8 protein-coding genes, 1 pseudogene and 2 riboswitches are annotated in these 16,598 nt (G+C 70.2%); of the genes and pseudogenes, 1 reads left to right on the top strand and 8 read right to left on the bottom strand.

Annotation, left to right across the window (positions count from 1 at the left end):
- Positions 1–13 precede the first annotated feature (13 nt).
- A riboswitch (glycine riboswitch) is annotated at positions 14–122 on the bottom strand.
- Positions 123–142: 20 nt separating this feature from the next.
- A riboswitch (glycine riboswitch) is annotated at positions 143–227 on the bottom strand.
- 92 nt (positions 228–319) lie between these two features.
- On the top strand, positions 320–1,156 hold the full coding sequence (locus AC1DW3_RS20580; RefSeq protein WP_477934352.1) for a hypothetical protein: 837 nt from the start codon (positions 320–322) through the stop codon (positions 1,154–1,156).
- Here AC1DW3_RS20580 and AC1DW3_RS20575 read toward each other — a convergent pair.
- The 8 genes and pseudogenes from AC1DW3_RS20575 to AC1DW3_RS20540 form a co-directional block, all read right to left on the bottom strand.
- On the bottom strand, positions 1,153–4,416 hold the full coding sequence (locus AC1DW3_RS20575; RefSeq protein ID WP_477934350.1) for an amidohydrolase family protein: 3,264 nt from the start codon (positions 4,414–4,416) through the stop codon (positions 1,153–1,155). The genes AC1DW3_RS20580 and AC1DW3_RS20575 overlap by 4 nt on opposite strands.
- A gap of 66 nt (positions 4,417–4,482) precedes the next feature.
- Positions 4,483–7,059, bottom strand: a complete 2,577-nt coding sequence (locus AC1DW3_RS20570) for an ATP-binding protein (protein WP_477934348.1) — start codon at positions 7,057–7,059, stop codon at positions 4,483–4,485.
- 1 nt (position 7,060) lies between these two features.
- A complete protein-coding gene (locus AC1DW3_RS20565) occupies positions 7,061–7,978 on the bottom strand; it encodes an aspartyl/asparaginyl beta-hydroxylase domain-containing protein (RefSeq protein ID WP_477934346.1) in 918 nt (305 codons plus the stop codon).
- Positions 7,975–8,853: pseudogene (locus tag AC1DW3_RS20560) on the bottom strand (lysophospholipid acyltransferase family protein); the annotation flags it as partial. The gene AC1DW3_RS20565 and the pseudogene AC1DW3_RS20560, both read right to left, overlap by 4 nt.
- Before the next feature lie 78 nt (positions 8,854–8,931).
- On the bottom strand, positions 8,932–9,276 hold the full coding sequence (locus AC1DW3_RS20555; RefSeq protein WP_477934344.1) for a hypothetical protein: 345 nt from the start codon (positions 9,274–9,276) through the stop codon (positions 8,932–8,934).
- A 19-nt stretch (positions 9,277–9,295) separates the two neighbouring features.
- A complete protein-coding gene (locus AC1DW3_RS20550) occupies positions 9,296–13,300 on the bottom strand; it encodes an eCIS core domain-containing protein (RefSeq protein WP_477934342.1) in 4,005 nt (1,334 codons plus the stop codon).
- A 9-nt stretch (positions 13,301–13,309) separates the two neighbouring features.
- A complete protein-coding gene (locus tag AC1DW3_RS20545; protein ID WP_477934340.1) occupies positions 13,310–15,265 on the bottom strand; it encodes an ATP-binding protein in 1,956 nt (651 codons plus the stop codon).
- Positions 15,262–16,593, bottom strand: coding sequence for a hypothetical protein (locus tag AC1DW3_RS20540; RefSeq protein WP_477934339.1), 1,332 nt, complete (start codon positions 16,591–16,593; stop codon positions 15,262–15,264). Before AC1DW3_RS20540 ends, AC1DW3_RS20545 begins: the two co-directional genes overlap by 4 nt.
- Positions 16,594–16,598: the final 5 nt, after the last annotated feature.

Here is a 16,598-nt window from a genome sequence, read left to right as displayed (position 1 = left end):
GAATTCGGGTTTGGATGTCCTCGCCGTCCGGGGTACCTGAGAGATTGACCCTGGCGAATCGCCACGGGCTTGCCCCTTCGGTGGACCGACTCAAGGATCGGCCTCTCTCCAGTGAGGAACGCGTCGAGTGTCTGTCACTCGCCACGTCTTGTCAGTCCTTCTGCCTGAGCGTTGTTGCGCCTTCGGCGGCCCCCAATTGCAACGGGGCGCTCTCCTGACCGGGGGGATTCTAGATGCCAATGAAGGACGCCCAAAGATCTAGGGGGCTGCACTTTCAAAACCGGCGCGGCAGACTGTTTGCAAACCCAGGAGACAGGCCATGAAGCTTTCGCGCAATTTGACGATCCTCGCGTTGGCACTCGGCTGCATCGGCGCCCAGGCATCCACGCTCGTGACCGCGCAGTTGGGCGTGAACCCGAACTTCAGCGGTGGCACTGGGCCGGTCAACCCCGTGCTGACCCAGCAGGGGTCGGCGGAACTGACCAGCGGCCTGGTCACAGGGGGCGCCAGTTCCAGCGGACACGCCCACGCCTTTGCCCAGATCGGCACGCTGAAGGTGGATGGCGACTCGACCGGCAGCCTGAACAGCGTCGCCCGCGCCATCTGGCGCGACGATTTCAAGCTGGACCTGCCGGGCGTGGCCGCCAACACGCAGGTGACGGTGAATTTCCAGCTGAACTTCGACGGCAGCCTCAGCGTCGGCAACTCCAACATCGGCTCGGCGTCCTGGCAGGTCAGGGCGGATGTCGGCGGCGGTGCCTACGACCTGGGCGGCGATGCCACCCTCTACAACAACTCGCCGGTGCTAGGCGTGCACGGCTATGTCGGCGACCCACTGACCACGCTGCATGGCACGGCCACCTTTCTGACCGGCCAGATGCTGCCCCTCATCGTGGAGCTGACGGGCACGGCGCAGACGGCGAATGACGGCCATGGCGGCGCCTTGGCCACGTCCTCCTTCGACCTGTCGCACACGCTGCGCTGGGGCGGCATGACCGTCTCGCTCAATGGCGTGCAGCAAGACCAGGTGGCCCTCACCTCGGCCTCGGGCTTCAACTATCTGCAGGCAGCACCGGTGCCCGAACCGGGCACCTTGCTGATGGCGCTATGCGGCGCCGCCGTTTTGTTGGCCCGGCGGCGCTTGTCCCGCACTTAGTCGCCGACGTGGCCCGCTTCCAGGGCCTCGGTATCGATGGGCATGCTCTGGCCGTCCGCGCCTTCGAAGAACAGCGGCTTGCGGGCCTTGGCCACCGGCGCGACCTGGTTCATCGTCTGCGCGTCGTAGAGGCGGCCGTTCTGCATCACTTGCGCGATGCGATCCGACTGGCGGATGTCGGCCAGCGGGTTGCCATCGATGACGACGAGGTCGGCCAGCTTGCCCGGTTCCAGCGAGCCCAGGTCTTTCTCGAAGCCGAAGTTGCGCGCCGGGTTGATGGTCGCGGCGCGCAGCGCCTCGTGCGGCGTCATGCCGCCCATGACGAACATCCACATCTCCCAGTGCGCACCCAGGCCCTCACGCTGGCCATGGGCGCCGATGGAGGTGTTGACGCCAGCGCGTGACAGCTGGGTGGCCGTGCGAGCCACGCGGACGATGTTGAAGTCCTCCTCGGGCGCGGTGACGCGGCGCACGGAGCGCGGCTCCAGCACGCTCTTGGGCACATAGCGGCTCAGCAGCGGGTGCTTCCAGACGTCGGTGCGGGCATACCAGTAGTGCTCGCCGTCCAGGCCGCCGTAGCCGACGTTCAGCGTCGGCGTGTAGCCCACGGCGTTTTGGCTCCAGAGCTGGCGGACGTCATCCCAGACCTCGGCCAGCGGCAGCGAATGCTCCACCGTCGTGTGGCCGTCCACGATCATGCTCATATTGAGCTGGAACAGCGAGCCGCCTTCCGGCACGACCATCATGCCGGTCTGGCGTGCGGCCTCCAGCACCTGCTGGCGCTGGTCGCGGCGCGGTTGCTGGTAGCTCTTGACGCTGATGGCGCCTTCGGCCTTCTGGCGGTTCAGGTGGGTCAGCGCGTCGTCCAGGCCGTTGATGGTGGACGAGAAGGGCGTCTTGGCGCCGTAGAGGATGGTCCCGGTCGAGTAGATGCGCGGGCCGGTGACGATGCCGGCGCGCTGCATCTCGCTCTGCGTGAAGATGGCCGAGCTGAGGTTGGACGGGTCATGCAGCGTCGTCACGCCGAAGGCCAGCGACGCCAGGTTCACCCAGCTCGTCTGCGGGATCAGGCCGGAGTCGTTCATCGCACCATGCCAGTGGGCATCGATGAAGCCCGGCACGATGGTCTTGCCGCTGGCATCGATGCGCTTGGCATCGGCGGGGATGGCGATGTCCTTGCCGACGGCGGCGATGCGGTTGCCGTCGACGATGACGGTGCCGCCCTCGATCACTTCATCACCCTTCATCGTCACGATGCGCGCGCCGGTCAGCGCGATCTTGCCGCTGGGCTTGTCGCTGGCCTGCTCGAAGCCGATCTTCTGCGCGGTCGCCTTTTCTTTTTCAGTGCTCTTGCCCTCGGCGTTGGCCGTGAACAGCTCGTCGCCCAGCGCGAAGTGCAGGCGCCTGCTGTCGCCGCTCCAGTGCAGGCCGGACGCGGCGTTGACGTCGAGCTGGCGCACCGGCAGGGCGTCCATCTTGGCGCCGACGCTGATGACCTTGCCCGACTGGCCCTGCACGCGCGGCAGCGGCGTCACATAGGCATGGAAGCGCTCGACGAAGCCCAGCCACTGGCCGTCCGGCGACACGCTGTACTCGGAAGCCACGTCGCTGCGGGCGATCTCGGTCTCGCTGCGGTCGTTGAGATTCAGGCGCATCAGCGCCTTGCGGATCTCGACCTCGCTGGTGTTGCTGGTCTTGGTGAAGAACAGCTCATCGCTGCGGGCGCCGAACTGGGCGCCATCGCCTTCCTTGGAGATGCGCTCGGCCTTGCCCGAGCCGTCGGCCGCGGCGAGGTAGAGGCCGGTGTCCAGGCTGTGCCAGGGGTTGGTCAGGCCGCCGCCCTTGACCTTGCGGTAGACGAGCTGCTTGCCGTCCGGCGACAGGCGCGGCTCGAGGTATTTGCCTGGCTCCTTGACGAGGACGGTCTCCTTGCCCGAGGCGACGTCCAGGCGGCGCACCGTGCCCTGGGTGTCGTCACGCCAGGTCGCATAGACCAGGCTCTTGCCGTCACGCGACCAGCTCGGCGCGAACTCGAAAGCGTCGTTCTGCTTCGTGAGACGGCGCGGCGTGCCTTGAGCGCCATCCTGCAAGTCCTTCACGTACAGCGAGCCGAGCGCCGAATAGACGACGCGCTTGCCGTCCGGCGACACCTGGGCGCCGCGCAGCTGGTGCACGGCGAACTTCTCAGGCGCGACTTCCTGCGCATAGCGCATCGGCTCGCGCAGCTCGCGCGTGTCCTTCACGTGGAAGGGGATCTCGGTGGCCTTGCTCTTGAAGGGGTCGACGCGCCAGATCTTGCCTTCGGCCCAGACGACCATCTCCTTGCTGTCGGGCATCCAGGCAAAGCTGGGGTAGACGCCCCACATCGCCCAGATCTCCTGCAGGTCGCGCGACAGGCCGCCCCAGGCCGGGAACTCGCGGCCGCTCTGCAGGTCCTTCAGGAACAGCGTGCTCTGGTTGCGCACGCGGCGCACGAAGGCCAGGTATTTGCCGTCCGGCGAAGGCGTCGGGCGCACCGCGCCGCCGGGGCCTTGCACGAAGGCTTCGACGGCGCCGTCGTTCAGGTCCTGGCGGAAGATGGTGTAGATGCCGGCGGTGCCGTCCTTGTTGTATTCAAAGACGCGACCCGGCGTCGTGTCCTGGCTGTAGTACAGGTATTTGCCATCGGCCGAGATGGCCGGCTCGCCCAGGTCCTTCTGCCAGTTGGGCTTTTCGTTGAGCTGCACGCCCTTGTTCTTGGCCGCGTCGCCGTCGACGTGGAACATCCAGATCTCACCCGAGCCCGCGCTGCGCGTGCCGGTGTAGTGCTTGCGCGCCAGCAGGTATTTGCCATTGGGGTGCCAGACCGGGTTGTTCAGCAGGCGGAAGTCTTCCTTGGTGACGGCGTGGACATTGCTGCCGTCCGCATTCATGACCCAGACGTTGTCACCGCCGCCGGCGTCGCTCAGGAAGGCGATCTGCTTGCCGTCCGGCGAGAAGCGGGCCTGCTGCTCCCAGGCGATGGAGTGCGTCAAGGCCTTGGCCTCGCCACCGGCGATGGGCAGCGTGTAGAGATCGCCCAGCAGGTCGAACACGACCGTCTTGCCGTCGGGGCTGACATCGACGCTCATCCAGGTGCCGGTCCTGGTGTCGATGGTGGCCGTCTTGGCCACGCCGGGTGGCGCATTGACGTTCCAGGCAGCGGGCTTGGCGGCTTCTTGTGCGTTCGCGGCCAGGGCTGCGGCCAGCAGCAGGGCGGGGGCGGCGTTCAGACGGTGCATGGAGGCAGGTGTTGGGAAGACCAAAACCTTCGATGCTAGCGAAGGGCCGCTTGCCCCGCCCGTTCGTCACGCCCCGGCCAGGGCCAGGGCTTCGCTCAAACTGAGGGTTTGTCCGGAGATCCACGCGGCCTTGGCCTGGTCGCCGCTCAGCTGCGCGGTGGCCAGCCGGCGCACGCGGGCCAGCGAGCGGGCCTCGCGGCCGCCCAGGGCGCCGAGGTGGCGCTGCCAATACTGCTCGGCAAACGCGGCCAGGCGCAGGGCGCGCTCGGGGTCGCGCAGCCTCGCCAGCGGCCGGGGGAAGAGCTGCAGCGTCAATGCCCGCGCATGCAGATGCTGGTGGGCGTGGGCGATGCGCAGCGCCTGCCGCGCGGCCGCGAGTGCGGCGGGCCAGTCGCGCCGGGACTCGTGAACCATGGCGAGGGAATAGGCCGCGTCGAGCTGGCCGACGCCGTCGCCGTCCGCCTCCGCCATCCGCTGGCAGGCCGTGATCCAGCCCACGGCCGTGGCGATGTCGCCCAGTTCGATCAGGCATTGGGCGCGGTTGCGCAGCCGCGCGGCCGCCTGGCGGGAATGGCCGACGGCCTCCCACAGCTCCTGGGCGCGGGCGTACAGCGCCTCGGCCTGGGCCGGCTGGCCGCGCGACACGGCGATGGCGGCCAGTTGCTGCCAGGCGCGCGCTTCGGTGGAGGCGTCGCCGACGCGGCGGGCCAGCGCAATGGCTTCCTCCAGAGGCCGGGTCTGGCCCTGTTCGCGGTTGTCGCCGGCCAGCAGCACCCAGGCGCGCCGCACCAGGGCGGGTGCGCGAGCGGCCGGGTCGCTGCCGGCGAGTTGCAGGGCCTGCTCGGCCTCGGCCAGCGCCAGGCTGCGGTCGCCATGCGTGAACGCCAGGTGGGCGCGCAGCTCATGGCCGGCGGAGGAGGGCGGCGCCAACTGCAGCAGCAGGCCGAGCTGGTCCACCAGCGTGCGGTCGACGCCGTCGCTTTCCCAGCAGGGGCGCATGGCCAGCGCCAGGCGCAGGCCGTTGGCCGCGTCGCCGTCGTCGGCCGCCTGGGCGATGAGAGCCCGGGCCTGCTCGCGCCGTGGCAGCCAAGCCGTGATGGGCGCCTGCAGGCCGAGGGAGTCCGCCCAGTCGCACAGCGCGGCGCGCAGGCTGCTCCGTGCGGCGCGCTGCTCGGCCGGGTCGACGCGCGCGAGCACGCCGCGGCGCAGCAACTCCAGCATGCGATAGCGCGGCTCGGCGTCGCCGCCGGCCTGGATCAGCGAATGCCCGGTCAGCTCGTTCAGCAGGGCCGGCGTGCCGTCCAGCGCCGCGACATCGGGCCAGGCGAAGGCGCCCGGCAGCGCGGCCAGGCGTTGCAGCAGCGCGCGCGGTTCGGGGCCAAGCAAGGCGAGGCTCCAGTCCAGCAGACCGGCCACTGAGGCGTGGCGCGGCGCCCGGGTCGGGCTGGACAGCCAGGACGGCAAGGCTTGGGCATCGGCACGCGGGCTGCGCCACTGCTCCAGCATCTGCGCGGGCGAAAAGCTGCGCACCCGGGCGGCGGCCAGCTCCAGCGCCAGCGGCAGGCCTTCCAGCTCGGCGATCAGTTCGGTCAGCGCGGCCTGGTTGTCGCGACTGGCATGGAAGTCGGCCCGCACGGCGCGGGCGCGGTCGACGAAGAGGGCCAGGGCGGTGTCCTGGGCATCCGACAACGGAGCCACGTCGACCAGGGTTTCGCCGTCCAGTTCCAGCGCATGCCGCGACGTGACGAGCAGGCACAGCGTGGGCGCCAGTGCCAGCAGCCGCTGCACGGCCTGGGCCACGACGCCGATGGCCTGCTCGGCGTTGTCCAGCACCAGCAGGCTCAAGGCCCCAGGGTCCTGCAAGGCCGCTTCGATGGCTGGCCAGCCGCCGCCGCGCGTCACCGTCAGCCCGCGCTCCAGCGCGGCGACGAGGCCGGCCTCATCGCGCACCTCGGCCAGGGCGGCCATGCCGCAGCTCCAGTCGAGCTGGCTGAACTGGCGCCAGGCCAGCTCCACGGCCAGGCGCGTCTTGCCGACACCGCCCGGGCCGATGAAGGTGAGCAGGCGCAGCTGGGGCAGGCGTTCGGCCAGCGCTTCGAGCCGGCCGGGCGGCGCGAAGTAGCGCGTCAGATAGCGCGGCAGGCTGGTGGCGAAGGAGGGCAGGGCCGGCGCCGGCACGGGTGCGAACTGCAGCACCGGGGGCGTCGGCGCGCGCTCGGGCAGGGCCTCGGCCAGCGCGGCGAGCCGGTGGCGCTCCTGCACGACCCAGTCGTCGAAATAGCCCGGCAACAGCTCGCCGCTGTAGAGGGCCAGGGCCCGTGTCGCGTCGAACTCCTGCGCATCGCAGGCCAGGGCGCCGGGCAGCAGCGAGATCTGCAGGCGGTCGGCCTGGAGCAGCGGCGCCTCGGGCGTTTCCAGCAAGGCGCGCAGCGTCGACAGGGTCTGGCGCAGCCGGTTGCGGCCGGCGTCGAGCTCGACACCGGGCCACAGCAGCTCGACCAGTTCCTCGCGCGGATGCTGACGCTTCGGCGCCAGCGCCAGGCGGGCCAGCAGCAGCGTCGCCGCGCGGCTGGGCAGGCGTGTCAGCTCGACACGGCCGGCGCGCTCGATCTCAAAACCGCCGAGCAGGCGCAGCCTCAGCATGTCAGGGGAGCAGCCACCAGACCAGCAGGCCGCCGAAGATCAGCCACTGCAGCCCGTAATAGGCGAAGCGGCTCCTGGCCTTGATGCGCTTGCCGAACAGGCGCACCTGCTGCACATAGGCGAACAGCCGGTTGATGCCGCCGGTGCGGTCGGTGTCGGAGTTGGGCGCCGAAGCCGCACGGATCAGCGTGTGGCTGATGAAGTGGTTGAACCAGCGTGCCACCGGGTTGTTCAGCGGCCTTTCGATGTCGCAGAACAGGATGATGCGCATCATGTCGGACTGGTTCTCGGCGTAGTGCAGATAGGTCTCGTCGAAGATGACGCCCTGGCCGTCGCGCCAGGAGTAGCGCTCGCCGTCGACCGAGATGTAGCAGCTGTCGGCGTTGGGCGTGACGAGGCCGAGGTGGTAGCGCAGCGAGCCGGCGAAGGGGTCGCGGTGGGTGACGAGGCGGCCGCCCGGTGGCAGGGCCGCGAACATCGCGGCCTTCACGGTCGGGATGCGCTGCAGCAGGCCGGTCGTCACCGGGCAGAGTTCGCGTGCGGAGGCGTGGGCCTCGTCATACCACTTCAGGTGGAAGCGCGTCCAGCCGGTCTTGAAGAAGCTGTTGAAGCCGGCGTCGTTGTACTTGTCGCTCTTCTTGATCTCGCCGGCCGCGGCCAGCAGATAAGCCTCGGCGCGGATGTCCTGCCAATGTTCTTCCAGCAGCTTCAGCTCCGGGAAGCCCGCCACCGGCAGATAGGGCTTGGCCGGCAGCTTGGAGAAGATGTACATCAGGCAGTTGATGGGCGCCATGAAGGTGGAGTGGTCCATCAACTGGCGGAAGAAGCGCAGGCGCACACGGCCGCGGAAGTGCACATAGAGCGTGCTCGCGATGAAGATCGCGACGACGCTCAGCTTGATATAGGGGATGTGGTTCATCGTCCGTAGAAATCAGCCTCGCCGGGCGGGCGGGACTTGAAGCGCTTGTGCAGCCAGAAGTACTGGTGCAATTGTCGGCGCGCCTGGGCTTCGATCACCGCGTTCATGCGCGTGGCGTCGGCCACGATGTCGTCGCTCGGGAAATCCTGCAGCGCCGGCTCGATGACCAGCGTATAGCCATCGGCCTCGCGGCGCGGATAGCAGGGCAATACGGCCGCCTTGGTGACGGCCGCCATGCGCGACAGCCCGCCGATGGTGGCCGCCGGCACGCCGAAGAAGGGCACGAAGACCGAATCGCGGTGGCCGAAATCCTGGTCGGGCAGGTAGTAGAGGCGATAGCCTTCCTTCAGCGCCCGCAGCGTCGGTCGCGTGCCCTGCTGGCGCGCAAAGATGATGCCGGTGCCAAAACGCAGCCGCTTGGCGCGGAAGAAGGCGTCCAGCCAGGGGTCCTTCTGCACCGAGTAGATGCTGACCAGCGGCGTCTCCAGCGACACGCGCAGGCCGGCCAGGTCCAGGCCGGTGAAGTGGGGCATCATCAAGATCACATTGCGGCCGTCCAGCGCGCGCAGATGCTCCAGGCCTTCGATGCGCATCAGGCGCTTGAGGCGCTCGCGCGAAGCGAACCAGCCATAGCCGTACTCCAGCAGCATCTGCACGATGGCGACGAAATGCCGGCGCAACAGGCGACCGCGCTCGGCCTCGCTGAGCTCGGGCAGGCACAGGCGCAGATTGACCTCGCCGATGCGGCGGCGCGAGGTCGGCAGCGCCGCGATGAGGCTGCCGATCAGCCAGCCCAGCGCCGAGATGACCCGGAAGGGCAGCCAGCTCAGCAGCCAGACGAAACCGACAAGCAGCCTCAGGCCCACGATGCCCTCGGTCGGTTTGTCAAATGTTTTCGTTCAAAAACAAGCACTTATGGGAGTTTGGTGGCTGCGTCGGCCGCCATTGTCGTCTCAGGCCGGCATCTCCATCCGCCTCAGCCGCAGTCGTTGCGCGGCCAGCATCAGCAGCGGGATGGCCGCCAACCAGGCGAAGGCCCAGGCCGAGGGATGCATCCACCACGCCGCGGCGACGAGGCCGCATTGCAGCAGCATCGCGTTGCCGAAGCCCACGCCGCGGCCGCCGGCATAGCTGGCGATCAGCATGGCGGCCAGCCACAGGCCCAGCACGATGCGCAGGGCGAGCCAGAGCATGCCGGGCGCATCGATGGCCAGCAGGCCGACCAGGGCCGGCCACTGCAGCAGCGCGAAGCTGCAGGGCTCGGACAGGGCGCGATGGCAGATGGGTTGCGAGGTCATGGCCAGCTCCAGGGCAGGTTCAGCGCCGGTACAGGCGCAGGCGGAACGCGGTCGTGGCGACGACGTTGTCCCAGTTGTTGGGCGCCGCGACGGCGTCGAACTGCGCCTGCGTCCGGTAGGGCTTGCCGGCGTTGATGCGCTGGGCCATGGCCGCCTCCACGCCCGGCAGGCGCATCAGTTCGGCCGCGGACATCTCGCTCACATAGGCCGGCGTGCGCGGCGCGTCGGACAGCGCGTAGTTGTCGACGTTCTCGTCCACGGTGTTGGTCAGGCTCAGCGGCGGCACCTGCGAGCCGGGCTGACCGGTCGACAGGTCGGTGGCCGTGCCCGTCACGGTGCGGGGCACGGCCCTTTCCGCCTGGATGATGTCGGCGATGACGGCGTCGTCCGGGTTGCCGGTGGCTCGCAGGCGGGCCTGGTCAGCGGCGCGGGCGTCGCGGCCGAAGGTGGCCCTGACCTCGAAGCGCACCGGCACCGCGGGCGAGCCGTGCACGCGGGTCTTGGCGTGCTCCTCGAAGCCCGCCGACATGCTGCTGTTGGCCGACCTTGTCAGCGGCGTCAGGTTGGCCCATGAAGCACCGGTGCCGCCGAGGTGGTGGTTCAGCAGATGGCCCATGATGTAGTAGGTCGAGCCACCGTGGCGGCGCCGCCCGAGGGCTTCCCACAGGCCGCCCGACACGCTGGGCTCGCTGCCGGGCGGGTGCACGGCGGTCAGCCTTTCGACCGTGACCGAGTGCCCCATGCCGGCTTCCAGGTTGCCGAATTCCGGGGCCGTGGACGCGCCTGCGCCGCCGCCCATGATCTCCTTGGCGAGGTCGACCAGCTGGGTCGTCAGCAGCACCACCTCGGCCTCGGCGTTGGCGCCGGGGGTGGTGGCGGAACCGTCCGCCGCCGGGGGCGCCGCGGTGCGCTGCACGCGCAGCAGATCGGCATACAGGCCGCGGGCCCGGGCGATCTTGGTCTGCTTGGCGGCGCTGGCGCCGGCGGCCTGCGCATCGAGAAAGGCGCCGAAGGACTGCGGGGTCGACGCGATGGTCAGCTGCGCCGTGGGGCCCTCGCCGGTGAAGTAGAGCTCATGTCCTTCACCGTTTTCGTCGGTGAAGCCGAAACGGCGGCGCCACCAGCCGACGACGGCGCTGGCCGCGTCGCGCACCGCCGCCACGCCGCGGCGCGCCATCGCGATGAAGGCCTGGCCCAGCTCGATGGCGCGGTCGATCAGCCAGTCGATGGCCTGGTCGACCAGCGCGCGCACCGTCTCCAGCAGCTCGTGCATGCGCTCGCCGATGCGGCCCAGGCCGAACTGGTTGGCCAGGAAGCCGATGGCCACCGGCATGGCGCGGTCCAGCGCGTCCTCCAGGAAGACGGCCGCGCCGTCGATGGCGCCGTGGGCGATGTCCAGGATGCCGTCCAGCACCTTCGAGACGATCTCCAGCATCTCGCGCAGGTACTGCATGAAGGACTCGATGGCGTTGTAGACGGCCACCAGCGTGTTGATGACCGGCATGATGCCGGTCACGTCCAGCAGGCTCATCAGCCAGCGGGTGGCGCGGCCGATGATGGCGTCGGTGACCCAGCTGATGACGCCGTCCAGCACGCGGTCCCACAGGTTGGACAGCTGGTTCTGGATCTCCACCCACAGCCCCGCCGGCCCCTCGTTGATGAGGATGGACAGGAAATGCCAGGCGCCCGTGGCCAGGTTCATGATCTGGCGCAGGCGGCGCACGGTGGCGGCGTCGAGCTTGAGCGTCAGGCGCTCGAAGATGTGCTCGACGGTGATGCCCAGCACCTGCAGCACGAAGCCGAAGATGGAGCCGATGGAGAAGTCGCGCGGCGGCGTGATGCCGGCGGACTCGGCCTGGCCGAACAGCCAGCCGCTGACGCCATTCAGCAGATGGGTGCCGATGTTCTCGAAGAAGCGGCCGAAGCCGGCCTTCACGGCGCCCAGCAGGTTGATGAGGAAGCCGACCGGGTCGGTCAGGATGTCGCCGATGGCCGCGGCGGCCTTGGCCAGCACCTGCACCACCAGCTCCGGCGGCAGGCCCAGCACGCGCAGCACCGACTGGAAGAAGGTCCAGGCCGCGCCGGCCAGGTCGCCGTCGACGAACACCTGGCGCAGGATGCGCAGCGCCGTGGCCTGCACCCGCGGCCACAGCGTCGGGTCGCTGAAGAACTGGCCGAAGACGGGGATGCGCGCCAGGATCTGGTTGAAGACGAAGTTCTTGATCGGCTCGCGGATGCAGCAGGGAATCGCCTCCCAGACGCTGGACAGGATGAGCTGGGGCAGGCGCATCAGGTCGCCCACCACGCCGATGAGCTTGCGCACCACGCCCACCGCGTTCTCGATGAAGGGCGTCAGCGCGTCGAAGCCCTGCAGGATCCAGTCGAACAGGCCGCGCACCTTCTCGTCCGCCCAGCTCACGAGGCGCAGCGCCGCGTCCTCCAGCCAGCCCAGGGCATTGGCCAGCATGGCCATCAGGCTGCTGGAGCGCAGGCTGCCCATCAACGACGACACCGCGTTGCCCAGCGCGCCCACCTTGGTCGACACCCAGCCGCCCGCGTCGACGATGACGTTGCGCACCGTGCCAATCACTTGAGTGACCGACGGCAGCACGGTCGCCAGCGTGTCGCGGTTCTCGGCCACGCCGTCGCCGCCTTCCATGGCCGTGGCCGAGGCATTCAGCTGCGTCGACATCTGCTGCATCTGCTGGCCGAAGTTGCGCATCCACGGCGGCGGCAGCATGTCGGCCACCTTCTGGGCCGTGGCGGCGATGGGCTGCCAGACGGGGGCGGTCTGCTCCTTGACCCAGTCCCAGGCCTCGCCGGCCTTGGTCGTGATCCAGCCGACGATGCCGCCCGAGCTGTCGCCGCTGCCGGCCTCCTCCGGGCCGAAGAGCTGCTCCTTGACCCAGCCCCAGGCGTCACCCACCGCACTGCGTATCGGCTCGGTCCAGTTCCAGATGTCGGTGCCGAAGGCCTCGATGCGCGCCCACACGGCGCCGGCCTTGCTGCGCAGCCATTCGATGGCCGGCGCGCCGTAGCCGTTCCACAGGTCGGTGAAGAAGTCGCCGATGGGCTGCAGAAAGGTCGTCAATCGGTCCCACGCCTCGCCGGCCACCTCCGTGACGAAGGTCTTCAGCTCGTCGATGGCATTCAGCAGCGGCTGGCAGTCGCCCGAAAGCAGGGCCGCGGCGATGCCGGCGGCGCGCTCGACCAGGCCGGTGAAGACGCCCAGCATCGCCGTCAGCGTGCCGCTGGGGTCCAAGGCATTGAGTATCGAGGCCAGGCCGTCCAGCGCCGAAGACACCATGTCGCGCAGCAGCGCCATGGGGCCGCGCTCGATGACGGGCACCAGGCTGGGCGCCACCTCGCGCACCAGGCGCATGGCGACGGCGCCGATGGCTTCGCCGACTGCCTCGACGGCAGAACCGGCTGCATCCACGCCGGCGTCCACGACATCGCCGCCGAAGTCGGCCACCGCGCCGGCTGCATCGCCCAGGGTGTCCAGGATGCCGTCGCGCTGCACGCCGGCGGCAGGTGTTTCCTTGGCCGTCAGCGGTGCGCTGCTGGCAATCTTCTTGGCGTTGGCCTCGGCCTCGCGTTCGGCCTTGTCGTGGTGGGCGCCGCCGTCGGCGGCGCTCGGCTGGGTGGCGGGGGTGTCCGCGCGGCGCTGCTGCACGACATGGGTGAGCTCATGCGCGAGCAGGCCGCGGCCCGACGGGCTTTCCGGCGCGAAATGCGCGGCGCCGAAGACGATGTCGCTGCCGGCCGTGTAGGCCCTTGCGCCCATGCCGGCCGCCGATTCGGCGGCGGCGCCGTCGGTATGCACGCGCACGTCGGCCAGCGGCGAGCCGAAGCGGCCTTCCATCTCGGTGCGCACCGGCGCGGGGAGTGGCTGGCCGGGGCCGGCCTTGTCCTGCAGATAGCGGGGCAGGCCTGCGGCCGATGATTTGGCTGCCGCTGCCCGCGGTGGCCCGCGGCTGGCCGCGCCTCGCGGCTTGCGTGCGGTGGCGGTGCGCGCCTGCATGATCGATCGCTACAGGTCCGCAGGCGCGCTGCGCCCCAGCTTGCGGTACTCGGCGCGCAGGCCGTCGGCGATGTCGGCGTAGTCGATGCGTGCGCCGCGGGCACGGGCCTGGGCGGCGGCTGCCAGCACGGCATTGCGGACATGGCCGCCGGCGAAGTCGCCCAGGGCCGCCAGCCGGTTCAGGTCGGCGGCGCTGCAATCGCTGGCCTCGCCGAGATGGGCCTGCCAGAGGCTGCGCCGCGCCATGGCGTCGGGCGTGACGAAATCGACGATGAAGTCCAGCCGCCGCGCAAAGGCCGGGTCGAAGCGGGCGCGGCTGTTGCTCGTCAGCACGACGATGCCGCTGTGGGTCTCGATGCGCTGCAGCAGGTAGTTGGTCTGGGCATTGGCGAAGCGGTCGTTGGCGCTGGCCACTTCGGTGCGCTTGCCGAACAGCGTGTCGGCCTCGTCGAAGAGCAGGATGGCGTCGGCATGCTCGGCGCGGGCCAGCAGCTCGGCGAGGTTCTTCTCGGTGTCGCCTATCCACTTGCTCAGCATGGCCGCCAGGTCGACGCGGTAGACCGGCAGGCCCAGGCGATGCGCCAGCCATTGGCCGGCCAGGGATTTGCCGGTGCCGGAGCCGCCGGTGAACAGCATGCGCACGCCGTCGCAGGCGCGCGTGCGGGCCGCAGCGCCCAGGCCGGCGTGCAGGGTCTCGCGCTGCATGCAGCGCTGGGCGATGCGCTCCAGCTCCGCGCGCAGCTGTGGGTTGGTCACCAGGGCGGCATCGGGCACGGCCTCGCTCAGCGGCTGGGCCAGCGCGTCGAGAGCGCGGCCCGAGGGCGTCATCAGCGCGGCGCGGTGCAGGCTCTCGCTCGTCGCCTGGCCGGCGCCGAGCAGGCGGGCCAGGCGGGCGTGGTCGCTGATCTGGGCATAGCCGGCGCGGTAGCGGCCGGCGGCTTGAATGGCCAGGGCGTCGTCGGTCAACGCGGCTTGCCACAGCGCGTTGCGCGTCGCTGCATCGGGCAGCGGCACGCGCCAGTCGGCCATGGGGCCATCGCGGCGCACGCCGCCGTCCAGGCCGGTGACGACCAGGGCCGGGCCGTCGTACACGGCGAGGGCTGGCAGCGAGGTCACGGTGCCGGGCGCGCTGTCGATCTCGAAGACGGGCACGCGGCCGGTCAGCACCAGCCAGGCTTCGGCGCCGGGCGGCAGGGCGTCTGCATTGGCAAACCAGGCCGGCTCGGCGCCGAGGCGGCGCACGAGTGCGGCGGCCAGGCCACGCGCCTCGTGCGGCGCGGCGCTGCGGATGACGAGGCCGGAGCGCGGCATGGCGGCCAGGTCGCGGGACCAGTCGGCCAGCGCCGTGTCGAGCAGGGGAACGGCGGCGACGGGCCAAAGCGCGGGCGTCGGCGCACCGGGCCAGTCGCAAGCCACGCCGGCCAGCGCGGCGGCGATGGGGGCGGGCACGCGCAGCGCGGTTTCGCACAGCGGGCGTGAGGCGTTCGGTTCCTCGCTTTGCAGCAGGCCGTGGCGCATCGCGCGGCCATAGGCCAAGGCGTGCAGGGTCGTGGTCTCGCTGCGTTGCGGGTCTGTGTCGGAAAAGCTTTCGTGCAGCGGCGCGAAGGCGCGGGCGAGCAGGGCCAGCGCGGGCCGCGGGCTGGCCTGGGGCGCCTGCATCCAGGCGATGACGCGGCAGGCGAGCGGGTCGTCTTCCACGGCGGCGACCAGTGCCAGCACCAGAGTCTCGATGGCGCTCAGACCAAAGGCGTCGCGAGCGCGAGCCAGGGCTGCGTCTCTGTCCAGGCTGGCCAGCGCGTGCTTGCGCCAGTTGTCGCCGCCCGCGGCGGCCAGCGCCTCGCGCAAAAAACGCTCCTCGGGTGCAGCAGTCGGTTCGCTCGGATGAATGAGCAAGGCACCCAGCGCCGCCAGGCCGAAGTCGCGCGGGCGCATCGTCAGTTGGGGCGGCAAGTCGGCGGGGTTCATGACGGGTAATGGAAGTGCACGATGCGGCCCAGCCAGGGAACGAAGCCGGGGTTGATGTCGAAGCCGGCGCGGCGGATGCGCAGGTCCAGCGCCGTGGGCGGGAACTCGATGTCGATGCGCTCGGGCGACACCCAGGCCGCGCCGTGGCGGCGGGCGATGCGCAGCAGCGGCAGGCCAGCGTCGTGGACGGCGGCGAGGCGGGCGGTGCGCAGCCAGTACGGGCTCTCCGCTGCCGGCAAGTCCAGGCCTGCCACAGCGGTGTGGATGAGGTCGTCGTCGGGGATGCGAAAGCGCCGGCACGCCGCTCGCATCGCGCCGGCCCAGGCGGCCAGCGGGTCGTCGGCATCGTCCAGGCCGTGGCGCAGCAACAGGGGCAGCATCAGCCACAGGCCGGACCAGGGGCTGGCAAGGCCGGGGTCGAGGACGGTCTGGGATTGCGAGGCCGTGACAGCCCGAGTCGCAGGCGGCGTTGTGGCGATGGCCGCTCGGAAATGGGGCGCCGCCACGGCCGGCCCGTCCAGATTCGGTGTGTGGATTTTCGTCGGTTCGCGCTCAGACAAAAGCGCGGCTGGATGCGCGGGACTGCACTCGATGACCGGGTTTTCAGCGACGACGGGCATCCCCGTCATCACCTCGAACAAACGGGAGCGCGGTGTCTCGGCACTGGGCGCGGGTGACGCCGCCAGAGGTGCACGCGCCGCGGCGTGAAGTCGCCGATGGCGCCATGCCGGCGTTCCGCTCGGCGCCTTCTCGATCAAGTTCAGCACCGCCTGCACCTGCACGTCGGTGATGGCCGCGATGAACTGCGCCGCCATCCGGTGTTCCGCGATCAACTCGAGCAGCAGGCGTGCCTGCAAAGCCTGCTTTCGCAGATCGACGGCAGAACCCGTCGACGGCATATCTTTTTCGGTGGCCAGCATCAGTGCCACGGCCCGCTGCGGCCATGCCGTGTCCACTTGGGGCGGAAGCAGCCGCTGCCAGAACCAGGCCGCGGTCGGCTCTCCCCGCAGCCAGCGCCGCAGCAAGGCCTGGCGCGCCACCGCCAGGCTGGTTGCCCAGACCGCCTCTGCCGTGTCGCTCGCCTGCTCGATGGGACAGGCCTGCGCCGCGAGTTGCCGCCAGGCCCGCTCGAGTTGCGCGGCGAGCGCCTGCGCACTGGCGCCCGCGGCCGTACGCAGGCGCAGCCGGCGCACCAGCACGAGACGATTCAACAGCGCGGGCGGCTTGGTCGACACGCGCAGCGCGTCCTCCACCTTGGTCATCAGGCCGGGCACCGCCAACCGCGACCTCAGCCGCAGGCGTTGGACGGTGACTTCGGCGGTTGCCATGGTCG

Source organism: Roseateles sp. P2_H4, assembly GCF_056403315.1.
This window is presented reverse-complemented; position numbering and strand designations above follow the sequence as displayed.